This window comes from Halomonas sp. BC2, from assembly GCF_002078115.1.
Lineage (GTDB): Bacteria > Pseudomonadota > Gammaproteobacteria > Pseudomonadales > Halomonadaceae > Vreelandella > Vreelandella stevensii.
This window is the reverse complement of sequence record NZ_LFGT01000025.1, coordinates 49769-63521: the sequence shown is the minus strand read 5'-3', so window position 1 is coordinate 63521 and position 13753 is coordinate 49769. Positions and strand designations below refer to the sequence as shown.

The following is a 13753-nucleotide window of genomic DNA, read 5'->3' as shown; positions in this document are numbered from 1 at the left end:
GGCGCGGGGGCGTTCAGGCCATTTTTTTACGGCGTCGATCGCCCATGAACGACTCCCAGATAAGCCCCACGGCACCCAGCGTAATACCAATATCGGCCACGTTGAAAGCCGGGTAGTACCAGCCCGCCACGTGGAATGAGAGAAAGTCCACGACATAGCCGTGAATCAGCCGATCATACAGGTTGCCCAGCGCACCACCGATGATCAACGGCAGCGCGATGGCCAGCAGCTTTTCGTCTGCCCGTACCCTGGAGAGCCACACGGTCAGCCCGATGCTGGCGCCAATGGCCACCGTGGCAAAGAACCAGCGCTGCCAGCCAGGATGGTCAGCCAGGAAGCTGAAGGCCGCGCCGGTATTGTGCAGCAGGGTCAGGTTGAAAAACGGCAGCACTTCAACCGGCTGTGCATAACTCAAAAAATGGCTGGCGGCGTATTTGGTCAGCAAATCCAGCACGATCACCGCCACCGCCAGCCATAGCCAGCGCAGCGGCCGCCGCATGGGCGGACGCTGGTGGGTCGAGGCTTCCGTGCCGCTCACGGTGTTAGGCATAGTAACGAACCTCTCCACTGCCTTCGGGCAAGTTGCTCACACAGCGGCCACACAGGTCCGGATGGGCGGCAAAACTGCCCACATCGGCGCGGTGGTGCCAGCAGCGCTCGCACTTGGCATGCTCACTGGCGTTGACGGCTACCTTCAACCCCTCAAGCTCGGTACTTTCGGCACCGGCCGCATCGGCCAGCGGTGCCAGATGCACTTCACTGGTGAGCATCACAAAACGCAGCTCGTCGCCCAGCTTGGCCAGCGCCGTGTGCAGTTCATCGTTCACGTAAAGCGTGACTTCCGCCGCCAGGCTGCCCTTGATCACTTTGGCGTTACGGGCATCTTCCAGGCACTTGTTCACCGAGTGCTTCACTTCCAGCACCTGCTCCCAGAACGCCCGGCCCATCTCGGCGCCCTCGTCCAACGTGGAGAGGCCTGTGTAGTAGGTCTCCAGCAGCACGCTGTCGCCACGCTGGCCGGGGATATGCTCGAAAATCTCTTCGGCGGTGAACGACAGAATCGGGGCCACCCAGCGGCTCAACGCTTCCACCACGTGATACAGCGCGGTTTGCGCACTGCGACGGGCCAGCGAGTCGGTTTGCGTGGTGTACTGGCGGTCCTTGATGACATCCAGGTAGAAACCACCCAGCTCCCGTGCGCAGAAACCGTGCACCTGCTGGTAGACATCCAGGAAGCGGTACTCTTCATACGCTTTTTCGATACGGCCCTGCAGCTGAGCCGCACGGTCCACTACCCACTGGTCCAGCGCCAGCATATCGCCGAACGCCACCTGATCCCGAGCAGGGTCAAAACCGCTCAGGTTGGACAACAGGAAGCGGGCCGTGTTGCGAATACGGCGATAGACGTCGGCCGTACGCTTGAGAATTTCGTCGGAGACGGCCATCTCGCCGGAGTAGTCCGTCGAGGCGACCCACAAGCGCAGAATGTCCGCCCCCAGCTTGTCCATCACGCTTTGCGGGGCCACCACGTTACCGATGGACTTGGACATCTTGCGCCCCTGGGCATCGACGGTGAAGCCGTGGGTCAGCAGCTGCCGGTAAGGCGCATGCCCATCGATGGCCGCGCCGGTCAGCAGCGAGGAGTGGAACCAGCCCCGGTGCTGGTCCGAGCCTTCCAGGTAAAGGTCTGCCCGGGGGGCCACTCTCATGGCCATGGGGGTGCGAGCCGCGCAGCACGTGGCGGTGGGTGGTGCCCGAGTCGAACCACACGTCCAGCGTGTCGGTGACTTTTTCGTAGTCGGCGGCTTCCGCGCCCAGCAGCTCGGAGGGTTCCAGCTTGAACCACGCCTCAATGCCCTCTTGCTCCACGCGCTTGGCGGCTTCTTCCATCAGCGACACGGTGTTCGGGTGCAGCTCACCGGTTTGCTTATGCAGGAAGAACGGAATCGGCACGCCCCAGTTACGCTGACGGGAGATACACCAATCCGGGCGGTTGGCAATCATGCTGTGCAGGCGCGCCTGCCCCCAGGCAGGGGTGAACTCGGTGGCTTCGATACCGGCCAGCGCCCGTTCGCGCAGGGTCTTGCCATCCTTGCCTTTGATATCCATGCCGACGAACCACTGGGCCGTGGCACGATAGATGACCGGCGTCTTGTGGCGCCAGCAGTGCATATAGCTGTGCGTGATCGGCGTATGGGCCATCAGCGCGTTCACGTCACGCAGCTTGTCGATGATGTTCGGGTTGGCTTTCCAGATCATCTGACCGCCAAAGAAAGGCAGGTCGTCGATATAGACACCGTTACCCTGCACCGGGTTAAGCATGTCGTCAAAGCTCATGCCGTAAGCGCGGCAGGTGTTGAAGTCGTCTACCCCGTAGGAGGGGGCCGAGTGAACAATACCGGTGCTGCCGACCTCGGACTCCACATAGTCCGCCAGATAGACCGGCGAGAGGCGGTCGTAGAACGGATGGCGGAAATTGATCAGATCCAGGTGTTTGCCCTGAGTCGTCGCCACCACGCCACCTTGCAAGCCAAAACGCTCCAGGCAGCTCTCGACCAGCTCTTCGGCCAGCAGCAGCAACCGCTCGCCGGTATCCACCAGCGCGTAGGTGAAGTCGGGGTGAACGTTCAGCGCCTGGTTGGCGGGAATGGTCCAGGGCGTGGTGGTCCAGATCACCACCGCCGCAGGCTTGGCCAGCTCGCTCAGACCGAACGCCGCTGCCAGCTTGTCGGCATCTTCCACGGGGAAGGCCACGTCGATGGCGTCAGATTTTTTATCAGCGTACTCGACTTCCGCCTCGGCCAGCGCCGAACCACAGTCGAAGCACCAGTTCACCGGTTTAAGCCCTTTGAAGACGTAGCCCGCTTCGACCATATCGGCCAGGGCGCGGATCTCGCCCGCCTCGTTGGCGTAATCCATGGAGCGGTAGGGGTGATCCCAGTCCCCGATGATCCCCAGGCGCACGAAATCCACCAGCTGGGTTTCGATCTGGGCACCGGCGTACTCACGGCACAGCTCACGGGCTTTATCGGCCGGAAGGTGCTTGCCATGGGTGGTCTCGACCTTGTGCTCGATAGGCAGGCCGTGGCAGTCCCAACCCGGCACGTAGGGTGCATCGAAGCCCGCCAGGTTCTTGGACTTGACGATGATGTCCTTGAGAATCTTGTTGACGGCGTGACCGATATGGATGCTGCCGTTGGCATAGGGAGGGCCATCGTGCAGGACGAACAGCGGTGCCCCCGCACGGGCTTCGCGCAGGCGCTGGTACAGGTTCATGTCCTGCCACTGGGAAACGCGCCCTGGCTCCTGCTTCGGCAGCATGCCGCGCATGGGAAAGTCGGTTTCTGGCAGGTTTAGCGTGTGCTTGTAATCCATAGTTCCGGTCAGCCGTCGTTAGCATCGGCGTCGTTATCCGCCGAAGTGAAATCAGAAGAAGCGGTCTCACGCCCAAGCGGGGCCGAGGCCAGCGGAAGAGTACGTGCTACGCCAGCCTCAGCCGCCGCAAAATAGCGGCGCGCCCTGGCCTGGTCGTGTTGAATCTGCGCCTTCAGCGCGTCGAAATCGTCGAACTTCACTTCCCCGCGCAACCGTGCGCAAGGGTAAACCGTCAGCCGCTGACCATACAGGTCGCCGGAAAAGTCCAGCAGATGCACTTCGAGGGTGGGCCGTTTGGCCCCCACGGTGGGCCGAAAACCGACGTTGGCCACGGCGGGCAGGCGAGCACCGTTCGGCAGCTCGGCCACCACGGCAAACACGCCGCGCAGCGTCAGCGGCTGGGGCAGTAGCGGCAAATTGGCCGTGGGCACACCGATGGTGCGCCCCAACTGCTGATCGCGCACCACGCGGCCATGCAGCGAATAGGCCCTGCCCAGCAGGCGCGCCGCCACCTCGAAATTGCCGCTGGCCAGCAAGGTACGCACCCGGGTGCTCGATACACGCTCCCCTGCCACCGTGAAGGTGTGGGTATTTTCGACGCCAAACCCATGGTGACTGCCCACGGCTTCCAGCAGCTCGAAATCGCCCTGGCGATCACAGCCAAAACGGAAGTCATCCCCTACCACCAGATGGCGGACGTTCAACCCCTGGATCAACACCTGGTCGATGAACTGGCGGCCGGTCAGGCTGCGCAAGGCGTCGTTGAACGGCAGGCAAAGCACCTGTTCCGCACCGTGGTCGTGCAGCAAGCGCACTTTTTCCCGCAGCCGCGTCAGACGAGGCGGCGCCTGGTCACCCGCAAAGAACTCCCGTGGCTGCGGCTCGAAGACCACCACGGTCAAGGGCACTCCCAGGCGGGCCGCGTGCTCTCGGCACTGCTGCAGGATCGCCTGATGGCCGCGATGCACGCCATCAAAATTACCGATGGTCGCCACGCAGCCACGCTGAGAGGGTGTCAGATTGTGCAGACCTCGAATGACGTGCATGGCACCTCTGCCGTCTTGAAAGCGTTTGATTATAACGAACGTGCTGGCCTGGTGCAGGTCAAGATTGCCATCGGGCCATCTTGCCCAACGCCCCTGCCAAAAGCGCCCTGCCGCAGCCGTTAGCTATTCATCCTGAAATGCCGTGGGCGCAGCCCCAGCGCCGTCAGCCACAGGAAGTAAAGTCCACCGCCAAGCACGACCAGTCCGGACACCCAGCGAATCCGCTGCCACATGTCGAACTCCAGCCACACCTGCCAGTGGGGCGACACAAAATAGAGCGCCGCCCCCATCAGCAGGCTGCCTCCTCCCAGCTGCACCGCGTAACGACCCCAGCCGGGCTGAAACACCAGCACGCCCTGACGATACAACAGGTAGCCCAGCAACCCCGCGTTCAGGAACGCCGACAGCGCCGTGGCCAGCGCCAGCCCTGCGTGCGCCAGCGGCCAGATCAGCAGCAAATTGAGCAGCATATTGGCGACCATGGCGACAATCCCGACCTTCACGGGGGTTTTGGTGTCCTGGCGGGCAAAGAAGCCCGGGGCCAGCACCTTGATCAGCATGAAGGCTACCAGACCGAACGCATAGGCGCGCAGACTCATGGCCGCCATCTGAATGTCTAGCTCGGTCATCGCTCCATAGTGGAACAGCGTGATCAGGAAAGGCTCGGCCAGCACCGCCAGCGCCAGTGCAGCAGGCACGCCCAGCAACAGCACCACGCGAATGGCCCAGTCCAGCATGGCAGCGAAATGCTCGCTGGACTGCTCTGCGTGGCGCTTGGAAAGTGCGGGCAGGATAATGGTACCAATCGCCACACCAAACACGCCCAGCGGCAGCTCCACCAAACGGTCCGAGTAGTAGAGCCAGGAGACGCTACCGGCCACCAGCAGCGACGCCAACACCGTGTCCAGCAACAGGTTGATCTGCGACACCGATACGCCAAACAGCGCCGGAGCCATCAGCTTGAGAATACGCTTGACCCCATCATGGGCGAAGTTGGGCCATGGCGTTGGCAATAGCCCCAGGCGCAGCAAAAACGGCACCTGAAAGGCGAGCTGGGCAGCACCGGCAATCAGCACCCCCCAGGCCAGCGCCATGGCAGGCTCTTCCATTAGAGGCATTAAAAACAGCGCCGCCCCGATCAACGACAGATTGAGCAACACTGGCGTAAACGCAGGAACGGCAAAGCGGTTCCAGGTGTTCAGAACACTGCCGGAAAAGGCCGTCAAGGAAATCAGCAGCAGGTAGGGAAAGGTCAAGCGCAGCATGTCGGCGGTCATGGCCAGCTTGTCGGGGTCACGCCCAAAGCCTGGCGCAAACAGCCATACCAGCCAGGGCGCACCGAGCATGGCAAACGCCGTGATCAGCGCCAGGATGGCGGTCAGGCTGCCCGCCACCGCATTGAGCAGCTCACGAATTTCCTGCTTGCTGCGCTGGGTCGAGTACTCCGACAACACCGGCACGAAGGCCTGATTGAAGGCCCCTTCGGCGAACAGGCGGCGCATGAAATTGGGAATCTTGAACGCCACGAAGAAGGCGTCGGACCCGTTGCCCGCCCCCAGAAAGGTGGCAACCACCACATCGCGCACCAGCCCCATGACCCGCGAGATCATGGTCATGGCGCTCACCACCAGTCCAGAGCGCATCAGCCCTCGGCGCGGCGGCGACATATTGGCTTGCGGCGGTGTCTTCGCACTCATCACTGGTTCCATACTGAAAAAAGGGTGACTCAAGCAGCACGGGCAACGTTTGGACACAAAAAAACCGGCCGCAGCCGGTTTTTTAGGGCGACTGCCGGCTTACGCCGCCAGAGCCTTGATGCGCTTGTTCAAGCGGCTTTTCAGGCGCGCTGCTTTCTTCTTGGAAAGCACGTCCTTGTCAGCAATACGGTCAACGACCGGCTGCATGACCTTGAACTCTTCCATGGCCTTGCCATGATCGCCAGTGTTGATCGCCTTGATCACGCGCTTGATGTAAGTGCGGACCATGCTGCGCTGGCTGGATTTCAGGACGCGACGAGTCTCGGCCTGGCGGGCGCGCTTGCGTGCTTGCTTGCTGTTCGCCACAGGTATCTCCTTGGAGAATAAAGGTTGCCCATCAACGGCAACGGATTAACTATGTGTCTGTCGGCTGGCAATTGCCTTGGCACGACATTTCCGTACGGATCTTTCCACAACAACCGATTGATTTGGCAGCACTTTCAATTCTGCCAAATAGTGTAACGAGCAGTCATTTCGCTGCCCGTTCACGGGTCTTGTCTGAGAGGATGGCGTAGTCTATCACGCGTCAAGCGTGCTTGCTAGCCGTTGTCAATGGTTTCAAGCTGCGACTTCAGCTTCTCGAGCTGCTCGTAGGACTTGCGCAACCACACCTTCATGCGCTGGCGTTCGGCGATGTTCATCAGGCTGCGGTCATTGGCCACCGCCCAAAAACTGCTGTTGTTGAAGTCGATCTTTTGGGTCAGCTTGGTATGCAGCCGTGGCAATTCGATCACCGCGGCTTCTTGTGCCACGGCCTGCTGATACACCCTGGACTGCTGGAAGCGCTCGAAGCTGTCGCCGCGTCCCAGGTTCTGCACCACGACGAGACTGACCGGCTGCCCCTGATAGCGGTCCAGCACCTGCTCCAGCAGTGTCACCGAGTCTGCGCCATCGTCCATCACATGCCACCAGACCACTTGCATGCCCAGCTCATTGAGCAGGCCAAAGACATCGGTCTCCTCGACCCAGCGATTGATCGGCTGCGCCGACTGAGCCGCCAGGTCGATGATCAGGTCACGCTCGGGGTGCTCTTCCACGGCAGAGAGCATGCCGTCCAGGCTGTCATCGTCACCCACCACGACGGCAGAGGCGTAGTCCTGATAAAAGCGTGAAAACGTCCCGTGGGAGGCATCACAGTCAAAGCCCAGAAAGGGCCACTGATGATCGATGTAGTACTGCGCCAATACCCGCGCCGTCATTGACTTGCCTACACCGCCCTTTTCACCACCAATGAAATGAACCTTGCCCATCCTTGCCTCTCCGCCGTCGGGGCCCAATGCCCAAAGGGAAATCTAGCAGGAAAGGCAGAGCGAAAAATAGACAAGGCGCAGAAATAGTCGCGGGCATTGCCGTAAAGCCAACCTGCACCAGGCAAAAAGCCCGACCCCTTTCGGGCTCGGGCTTTTCAGCATAGGACAGTGACATTAGGCAGCAGCGTCACCCGACCACCTTTCATCATGCGGCGATAGCGGTATCACCCATTTTCTGACGAAGCTTTTTCATGGCGTTCTTTTCGAGCTGGCGAATACGCTCGGCGCTCACCCCGTAGACATCGGCCAAGTCATGTAACGTGGCTTTGTCATCGGTCAGCCAGCGGCGCTGGAGGATATCCCGAGAGCGGTCATCCAGTGCCTGCAAGGCCAGCTGAAGGCGGCGCGTCGAATCCTCTTCGAAGTCGCTATCTTCCAGCTGCGTCGCCGGGTCTGCCGAAGCGTCGTCGAGGAAGTAGGCAGGTGCCTGATAAGCGCTCTCGTCGTCATCGCCGGGCGCTGCGTCGTAGCCAGCGTCGAACGCCGACAAACGGCCTTCCATGTCACGCACGATTTCCGGCTTGACGTCCAGGTCCTTGGCGATGGCGTTGACTTCATCGTTGTTCAACCAGGCCAGACGCTTCTTGGCGCTGCGCAGATTGAAGAACAGTTTGCGCTGTGCCTTGGTGGTAGCAATCTTGACGATACGCCAGTTGCGCAGCACGAACTCGTGGATTTCTGCCTTGATCCAATGCACCGCAAAGGACACGAGGCGCACGCCCTGGTTAGGGTCGAAGCGCTTGACGGCCTTCATCAGGCCAACGTTTCCTTCCTGGATCAGGTCGGCCTGGGGCAGGCCGTACCCCGAATAGCTGCGCGCGATGTGGACAACGAAGCGCAGATGCGACAGCACCAGACGACGCGCCGCTTCCAGGTCGCCTTCGTCATACAGGCGAAACGCCAACTCGCGCTCTTCTTCGACGCTCAAGACGGCAATGCCGTTGACCGCCTGAATGTAGCCGCCCAGGTCGTTGCCTGGTGACAGCTGTCCCACCGGTAGAAGACTAGTGCTCATGTGCAAACGGTCTCCCTTAAAACCTTTCGTGGTCGACGCGCGGGCAATTCGAGGCCAGCGCATCTGGAATTGACTGATAAGACCCTGATCAACCGCCAAGGTTCACAAGGCCAGTGCATCAGCGGCAGTAAACTCTTCAAGCCTATCACTGGCCGATTAAGCTGAGATGACATGACCGTGAATGCTCTGCGCCAGCGCCGTGACACCTAGCGCGGGCGGATGCTGGAAAGGTGGCGAGTCACTGCCAACCATGCCCCTAACCAGCCCAATAGTGTACTGCAAGATAGCAGAATTGTAGAGCCCGTCACATCCAGCTGCGGCAAAGTGAAGCTGGCGCCATAGCTGGCTGCCAGGGCCGCTACCGGCAGCGATAACCAGTGATTCCCCAACCCCAGCAACCCGAGCGCAATCACGCCTCCCCCAATGCCGTACCAGGCACCACTGTAGAGAAATGGCCGCCTGACAAAGGCATGGGTGGCCCCCATGAGCATCACCACCTCGATCTCTCGGCGACGACTTTCCACCGCCAGGCGTATGGTGTTGCCCACCACCAGCAAGACGCCAAAGCCGAACAGAACGCCCAGCGCCAGCGCCACCCGGCGTCCCAGCTCGGCTAAATGGCGCAACCGCTCCACCCAGGCCAGATCGACACGAACTTCGTCTACGCCAGTGAGGGTTTCGAGCCGATGGGCCAGCTCCGCCATGGCATCGGGGTCGACGCTTTGCGGTGCGATCACGATGCTGGTGGGCAACGGGTTGTCATCCAGCCCCGCCAAAGTGTCATCGATACCCAGCGACTGCTGGAATTCGGCCATGCCCTCTTCCGGGCTGATCATGCGCGTCTGCGCCACGCCTTCATCTGCCACGACCGCCTCTTCTATGCGCGCCGCCTGCGCTTCGTCCACGGCAACGTCGAGGTAGACCGTCAGCGTCGCACTTTCATCCAGCTCGGTATTCAGCAGGCGAGCGCTGTCCAGTGTCAGCCAGAGCGCGGCCGGGAGCACCAGCGCAATCGCAATGGCCAGCATGGTCAGCAGGTTGCCCAGCGGCTGGCGCACCAGCCGGTACAGGCTGTCGATGGCCATGGCACGATGGTGCCTGCCCCAGGCACGCAGGCGACTGCTGAAACGTGTCTGCTGCGAACGCGCCCCCTTGCGTGCTGTCGCTTCGCTCGGTGAAGACGGGGTGGGTGCAGCGCGTCTGGCTCGCGGGGCAGCGCCACCCTGGCGCGGCGTGGCAGGGTGGCGGGGTGTCGAACGCTTCATAAGGCTCCCTCGTCACCCACCAGACGACCATCCTGCAAACGCAGAATGCGGTGACGCAACCGGGCAATCAGCGCCAGGTCGTGGCTGGCGATCATGATGGTCGTGCCAATCCGATTGAAATCCTCGAAGAGCCCCATGATATCCGCCGATAGCTGTGGGTCGAGGTTACCGGTGGGCTCATCCGCCAGCAGCAAGGCTGGCTTGTTGACCACTGCCCGCGCAATGCCCACCCGCTGCTGCTCACCACCAGAAAGTTCGATGGGCAGCGCTTTCTCGCGATGCAAGAGACCTACCTTGTCGAGGGCGGCACGCACCCGCCGGGCGGCCTCTCGTGGCTCGACGCCCTGGATTTCCAGCGGCAGCGACACGTTGTGGAACACGCTGCGGTCGAACAGCAGCTGGTGGTCCTGAAACACCACGCCAATCTGGCGGCGGTAGAACGGCACCTGACTGGGGTGCAGCTGGGCAATATCGTGCCCCGCCACCACCACCCGGCCCCGGCTAGGAGTTTCAAGACGCATGATGAGCCGCAGCAGCGAACTTTTGCCTGCCCCCGAGTGGCCGGTCAAAAAGACCATTTCGCCTCTGGCCACGCGGAAGTTCAGGTGCGCCAGCGCATCAAAGCGCCCTCCATAGCGCTTACCCACATGCTCGAAGGCAATCATGCGCGGCCATCGTCTCCCTGGCGGTCAAACAGTGCGTTGACGAAATCGTGGGCATCGAAGGGGCGCAGGTCGTCCAGACCTTCACCCACGCCAATGAACCGGATGGGCGTCTCCAGCTGTTTGGCCAGCGCGAAGATGATGCCGCCCTTGGCGGTACCGTCCAGCTTGGTCAGCGTGATGCCACTGATCGGCACCGCTTCATTGAACGTGCTGGCCTGGGAGATGGCGTTCTGGCCCGTGCCCGCATCCAGCACCAGCATCACCTCGTGGGGTGCGGTGTCATCCAGCTTCTGCATGACACGGTGCACCTTCTTGAGCTCTTCCATCAGGTGGCTCTTGTTATGCAGCCGCCCGGCCGTGTCGGCAATCAGCACGTCCACCCCACGAGCCTTGGCCGCCGCCACCGCATCGTAAATCACCGATGCGCTGTCCGCGCCGGTGTGCTGAGCAATCACCGGAACGCTGTTGCGCTCACCCCAGACCTTCAACTGCTCCACGGCGGCCGCCCGGAAGGTATCCCCCGCCGCCAGCATGACACTCTTGCCTTCGCGCTGAAAACGCTGGGTGAGCTTGCCGATGGTGGTGGTTTTCCCCACCCCATTGACCCCCACCACCAGAATGACGAAGGGCCCGCCATTGGCGCTCTGGACATCCAGCGGCGTGGAGACCGGTCCCAGCAGCGCGGCCAGCTCTTCCTGCAAGCCGCGATACAGCGCCTCCGGGTTGTTCAGTTCCTTGCGGGACACCCGCGCTTCCAGGCGCTCGATGATCTCGCTGGTGGCTTCGATGCCCACATCGGCCATCAACAGCTGGGTTTCCAGATCTTCCAGCAGCTCGTCATCGATATGCTTCTTGCCCAGAAACAGATCGGCCAAGCCATCGGTCAGGTTGGCGCGGGTCTTGCCCAGCCCCGATTTGATGCGTGCAAACCAGCCCTTCTTCTCGCCCTGCTCGGCCACCGGCTTCTCTTGCAGCGCGGGCTTGACTGGCTCTGGCTCTGGCTCTGGCTCTGGCTCTGGCTCTGGCTCTGGCTCTGGCTCTGGCTCTGGCTCTGGCAACGTATGTTCCACAAGCTCACTGTGCACCGGCTCTTCGTCCTGGGGTAGCGGCGCCTCTTCCTCGGTGGCTGGCGGAGATAGCGGCTCATCCAGCGCCTTGGCGCTGGCGGGCGCGTCTTCGCGAGGCGCCTCTGGCGCGGCCTCTTCCGCCGCGGGAGCCGGTGTGTCACGCTCGCTGACGGGGGGTTCAGCGCCTAGCGACGGATCCTGACTTTCCTGCGGCTCCTGCTGGGAGTCGTGCTTTTTCTTGCGTTTGAAAAAACCGAACATAAGGGTCATCCGACTGAATAGGTGAACATTGCGATTATCCTACCACCGCAGGCCAAGACTTTGGATAAGTTGCCCGCTACAATCCGCGTCATGAAACGACAACGCTCCTCTCGCTCAACGCCTCGCGGCGCTTCTGCATCCCGTGGCCCGACTCGGCCACCGGGAAAATTGCGCATCATTGGGGGTGACTACCGCCGCCGTTTGCTGCCGGTACTCGACCAGCCGGGGCTGCGCCCCACGCCGGACCGGGTGCGTGAAACCCTGTTCAACTGGCTGGGCCAGGCGCTTTACGGCCAGCGCGCCCTCGATCTGTTCGCAGGCACCGGTGCGCTGGGTATCGAAGCGCTCTCCAGGGGGGCGGCTGCCGTGACCTTCGTCGAACGCACCCCGGCGGTGGCGTCACTCATCGGCGACAATCTGGCCACCCTGGGCACACTCAAGGGGCACGTGGTGACCCAGGAAGCGCAGGCATTTCTCGCCCAGCCCGGCGACCCCATGGCGCTGGTGTTTCTCGACCCCCCCTTCCATCAGGGGCTGGCAGCACCTTGCTGCGCCCAGCTGGAGGCAGGTGGCTGGCTGGCCAACGATGCCATGATCTATCTCGAAACCGAGCACACGCTGACCCCGGAAGTCCCGGCCAACTGGCAATTACATAGAGAAACCCGAGCGGGTGAAAGCGTTGCCCGACTCTATCGTCGCGGGCCTGCGTAAAGCGCTTGCCGACGACTCGCCGCAGCGTTACGCTCGGCGCATCGACATCGTTATTCATTCCCATGTCGGCAGGCCGCTGCCTGCCGATCGTCACCGGAGGTAGGCATGAGCCTGGAGCTTTTCAATCAGTTGGAGCAGAAAGTCACCGACACCGTCGAGGCGTTGGAGATGATGAAGTTGGAAAACGAAGAGCTTCGCAATGAAAACAGCCAGCTGAAGCAGGAGCGCGAAGAGTGGGAGCGTCGCCTGCAGGGTGTCCTGAGCAAGTTCGACGGTATCGAAGGGGGCAGCGCCTCTTAAGGCAACGCCCGTGACATCAGCAGCGCATCTTCTCGCCCGGTCGTCCCTTCAGCGGCCGGGTAGTAGCCTTTACGGCACCCATCCTGTGCGAACCCCGCCCGACGATAAAGCGCTATGGCCCGCTGGTTGCCAGCGCGCACTTCCAGCAATAGCCGCTCGGATGACCACTGCGTGGCCGCGGCCACGCAGGCGTCCAGCAACTGCCTCCCCACTCCTTGCCCCTGTGCCTCAGGGCTTACGCCAATGGCCTGCAACTCGGCATCGAAGGGCAGCCTGACCAGCAGCGCATAGCCCAGCAGAACACTCTCTTGCCAATACCCTGCCACCCAGGCTTGTTCGTCCTGCAGCGCTGCCAGCAACTGAGCGCGACTTGCTCCGCTGCGCGCCTGCGCTTCGAGCGAGCACACTCCTTCGGCGTGCTGGCCGTCAAGCCGAGTGATCATGCGAGCTCCACTGCTGCCCCAATGCCACCAACCGTGGCCACAGGGCACGTTTGGCTCCGGCCTGCTGCATCAGTGCCGACAACCCTGGCGCCTCCCATACCGGCAAGGACAAGCTGCGGCTACGCCCATCGGCCAGGGCCATCACCTGCGCCATGGCCGATGCCTCGACGGCATCGCTCGCGCCCCACCAGAGCACGTTTTCCAACGCCCAGCCCTGACGGCTGGCCGCGCCGGAGACGAAGGCAGCCAGACCTTCCTGGGCTTCTTCCAACGGGTCCTCTGGGGTAAATGCGGTGGCCATCGGCGGCCATTTGAAAGTGACCACCGTAGGCAGCTCGCCTTTCAAAAGGCCTGCCGCACGCAGCATATTGGCCAACAGCTGCTGCTCGGGAGGCGACATGTCGCCTTCGCACAGGCTGAGCCAGCGGCCACCGAGACAGACGCAGGACAGGCTGAACTCCAGCGGTTTGGCCACTGCCTTGGGGGTCTCGGGTACGGCATCGTCTGACGCTTGCGGCGCAGGCGTTTCGACAGGTTG

Annotated in this window: 13 protein-coding genes and 1 pseudogene; 2 read left to right on the top strand and 12 right to left on the bottom strand. The window is 62.0% G+C overall.

Annotation, left to right across the window (positions count from 1 at the left end; all coding sequences use genetic code 11):
- Window positions 1–13 precede the first annotated feature (13 nt).
- The 10 genes and pseudogenes from lspA to ftsY form a co-directional block, all read right to left on the bottom strand.
- A complete protein-coding gene (gene lspA / locus B7L71_RS14710; protein WP_016916030.1) occupies window positions 14–550 on the bottom strand; it encodes a signal peptidase II in 537 nt (178 codons plus the stop codon).
- Window positions 543–3375: pseudogene (gene ileS, locus B7L71_RS14705) on the bottom strand (isoleucine--tRNA ligase). The gene lspA and the pseudogene ileS overlap by 8 nt, the downstream one beginning before the upstream one ends.
- Before the next feature lie 8 nt (window positions 3376–3383).
- Window positions 3384–4421 carry a bifunctional riboflavin kinase/FAD synthetase gene (gene ribF, locus B7L71_RS14700; protein WP_026001968.1) on the bottom strand — a complete coding sequence of 346 codons (1038 nt, stop codon included), beginning with the start codon at window positions 4419–4421 and terminating at the stop codon, window positions 3384–3386.
- Window positions 4422–4540: 119 nt separating this feature from the next.
- Window positions 4541–6118, bottom strand: coding sequence for a murein biosynthesis integral membrane protein MurJ (gene murJ, locus B7L71_RS14695; protein ID WP_081138846.1), 1578 nt, complete (start codon window positions 6116–6118; stop codon window positions 4541–4543).
- A 99-nt stretch (window positions 6119–6217) separates the two neighbouring features.
- A complete protein-coding gene (rpsT, locus tag B7L71_RS14690) occupies window positions 6218–6484 on the bottom strand; it encodes a 30S ribosomal protein S20 (RefSeq protein WP_016916025.1) in 267 nt (88 codons plus the stop codon).
- A gap of 233 nt (window positions 6485–6717) precedes the next feature.
- Entirely contained in the window at window positions 6718–7428 is a 711-nt protein-coding gene (locus tag B7L71_RS14685) for a mobilization protein (RefSeq protein WP_081138845.1), read from the bottom strand.
- A 205-nt stretch (window positions 7429–7633) separates the two neighbouring features.
- Complete coding sequence (gene rpoH, locus B7L71_RS14680; RefSeq protein ID WP_039182315.1) at window positions 7634–8503, bottom strand: RNA polymerase sigma factor RpoH; 870 nt, start codon at window positions 8501–8503, stop codon at window positions 7634–7636.
- 206 nt (window positions 8504–8709) lie between these two features.
- Window positions 8710–9768, bottom strand: coding sequence for a permease-like cell division protein FtsX (ftsX, locus tag B7L71_RS14675; RefSeq protein ID WP_081138844.1), 1059 nt, complete (start codon window positions 9766–9768; stop codon window positions 8710–8712).
- Entirely contained in the window at window positions 9765–10433 is a 669-nt protein-coding gene (ftsE, locus tag B7L71_RS14670) for a cell division ATP-binding protein FtsE (RefSeq protein WP_016916020.1), read from the bottom strand. The genes ftsX and ftsE overlap by 4 nt, the downstream gene beginning before the upstream one ends.
- The gene (gene ftsY / locus B7L71_RS14665) at window positions 10430–11761 is read right to left on the bottom strand and encodes a signal recognition particle-docking protein FtsY (protein WP_081138878.1); all 1332 of its coding nucleotides are present in this window, start codon (window positions 11759–11761) and stop codon (window positions 10430–10432) included. The genes ftsE and ftsY overlap by 4 nt, the downstream gene beginning before the upstream one ends.
- Window positions 11762–11851: 90 nt before the next feature.
- Between ftsY and rsmD the strand changes: the two genes are divergently transcribed.
- Complete coding sequence (gene rsmD, locus B7L71_RS14660) at window positions 11852–12472, top strand: 16S rRNA (guanine(966)-N(2))-methyltransferase RsmD (RefSeq protein WP_170919515.1); 621 nt, start codon at window positions 11852–11854, stop codon at window positions 12470–12472.
- Between the two features lie 105 nt (window positions 12473–12577).
- On the top strand, window positions 12578–12772 hold the full coding sequence (locus B7L71_RS14655) for a cell division protein ZapB (protein ID WP_016916017.1): 195 nt from the start codon (window positions 12578–12580) through the stop codon (window positions 12770–12772).
- On the opposite strand, the gene rimI is transcribed toward B7L71_RS14655, so the two are convergent.
- Window positions 12769–13215, bottom strand: coding sequence for a ribosomal protein S18-alanine N-acetyltransferase (rimI, locus tag B7L71_RS14650; RefSeq protein WP_081138842.1), 447 nt, complete (start codon window positions 13213–13215; stop codon window positions 12769–12771). The two genes, B7L71_RS14655 and rimI, sit on opposite strands and share 4 nt — an antisense overlap.
- Window positions 13199–13753 (bottom strand): hypothetical protein (locus B7L71_RS14645; protein ID WP_081138841.1); only part of this gene is annotated, 555 nt, incomplete at its 5' end. The genes rimI and B7L71_RS14645, both read right to left, overlap by 17 nt.

Bases quoted from the DNA above. Each gene is read 5' to 3' on its own strand.
- rpoH (WP_039182315.1), bottom strand. From the start codon at position 8,503: ATGAGCACTAGTCTTCTACCGGTGGGACAGCTGTCACCAGGCAACGAC.
- rsmD (WP_170919515.1), top strand. From the start codon at position 11,852: ATGAAACGACAACGCTCCTCTCGCTCAACGCCTCGCGGCGCTTCTGCA.
- murJ (WP_081138846.1), bottom strand. From the start codon at position 6,118: ATGAGTGCGAAGACACCGCCGCAAGCCAATATGTCGCCGCCGCGCCGA.
- ftsE (WP_016916020.1), bottom strand. From the start codon at position 10,433: ATGATTGCCTTCGAGCATGTGGGTAAGCGCTATGGAGGGCGCTTTGAT.
- B7L71_RS14685 (WP_081138845.1), bottom strand. From the start codon at position 7,428: ATGGGCAAGGTTCATTTCATTGGTGGTGAAAAGGGCGGTGTAGGCAAG.
- ftsY (WP_081138878.1), bottom strand. From the start codon at position 11,761: ATGTTCGGTTTTTTCAAACGCAAGAAAAAGCACGACTCCCAGCAGGAG.
- lspA (WP_016916030.1), bottom strand. From the start codon at position 550: ATGCCTAACACCGTGAGCGGCACGGAAGCCTCGACCCACCAGCGTCCG.
- ribF (WP_026001968.1), bottom strand. From the start codon at position 4,421: ATGCACGTCATTCGAGGTCTGCACAATCTGACACCCTCTCAGCGTGGC.
- ftsX (WP_081138844.1), bottom strand. From the start codon at position 9,768: ATGAAGCGTTCGACACCCCGCCACCCTGCCACGCCGCGCCAGGGTGGC.
- rimI (WP_081138842.1), bottom strand. From the start codon at position 13,215: ATGATCACTCGGCTTGACGGCCAGCACGCCGAAGGAGTGTGCTCGCTC.
- B7L71_RS14655 (WP_016916017.1), top strand. From the start codon at position 12,578: ATGAGCCTGGAGCTTTTCAATCAGTTGGAGCAGAAAGTCACCGACACC.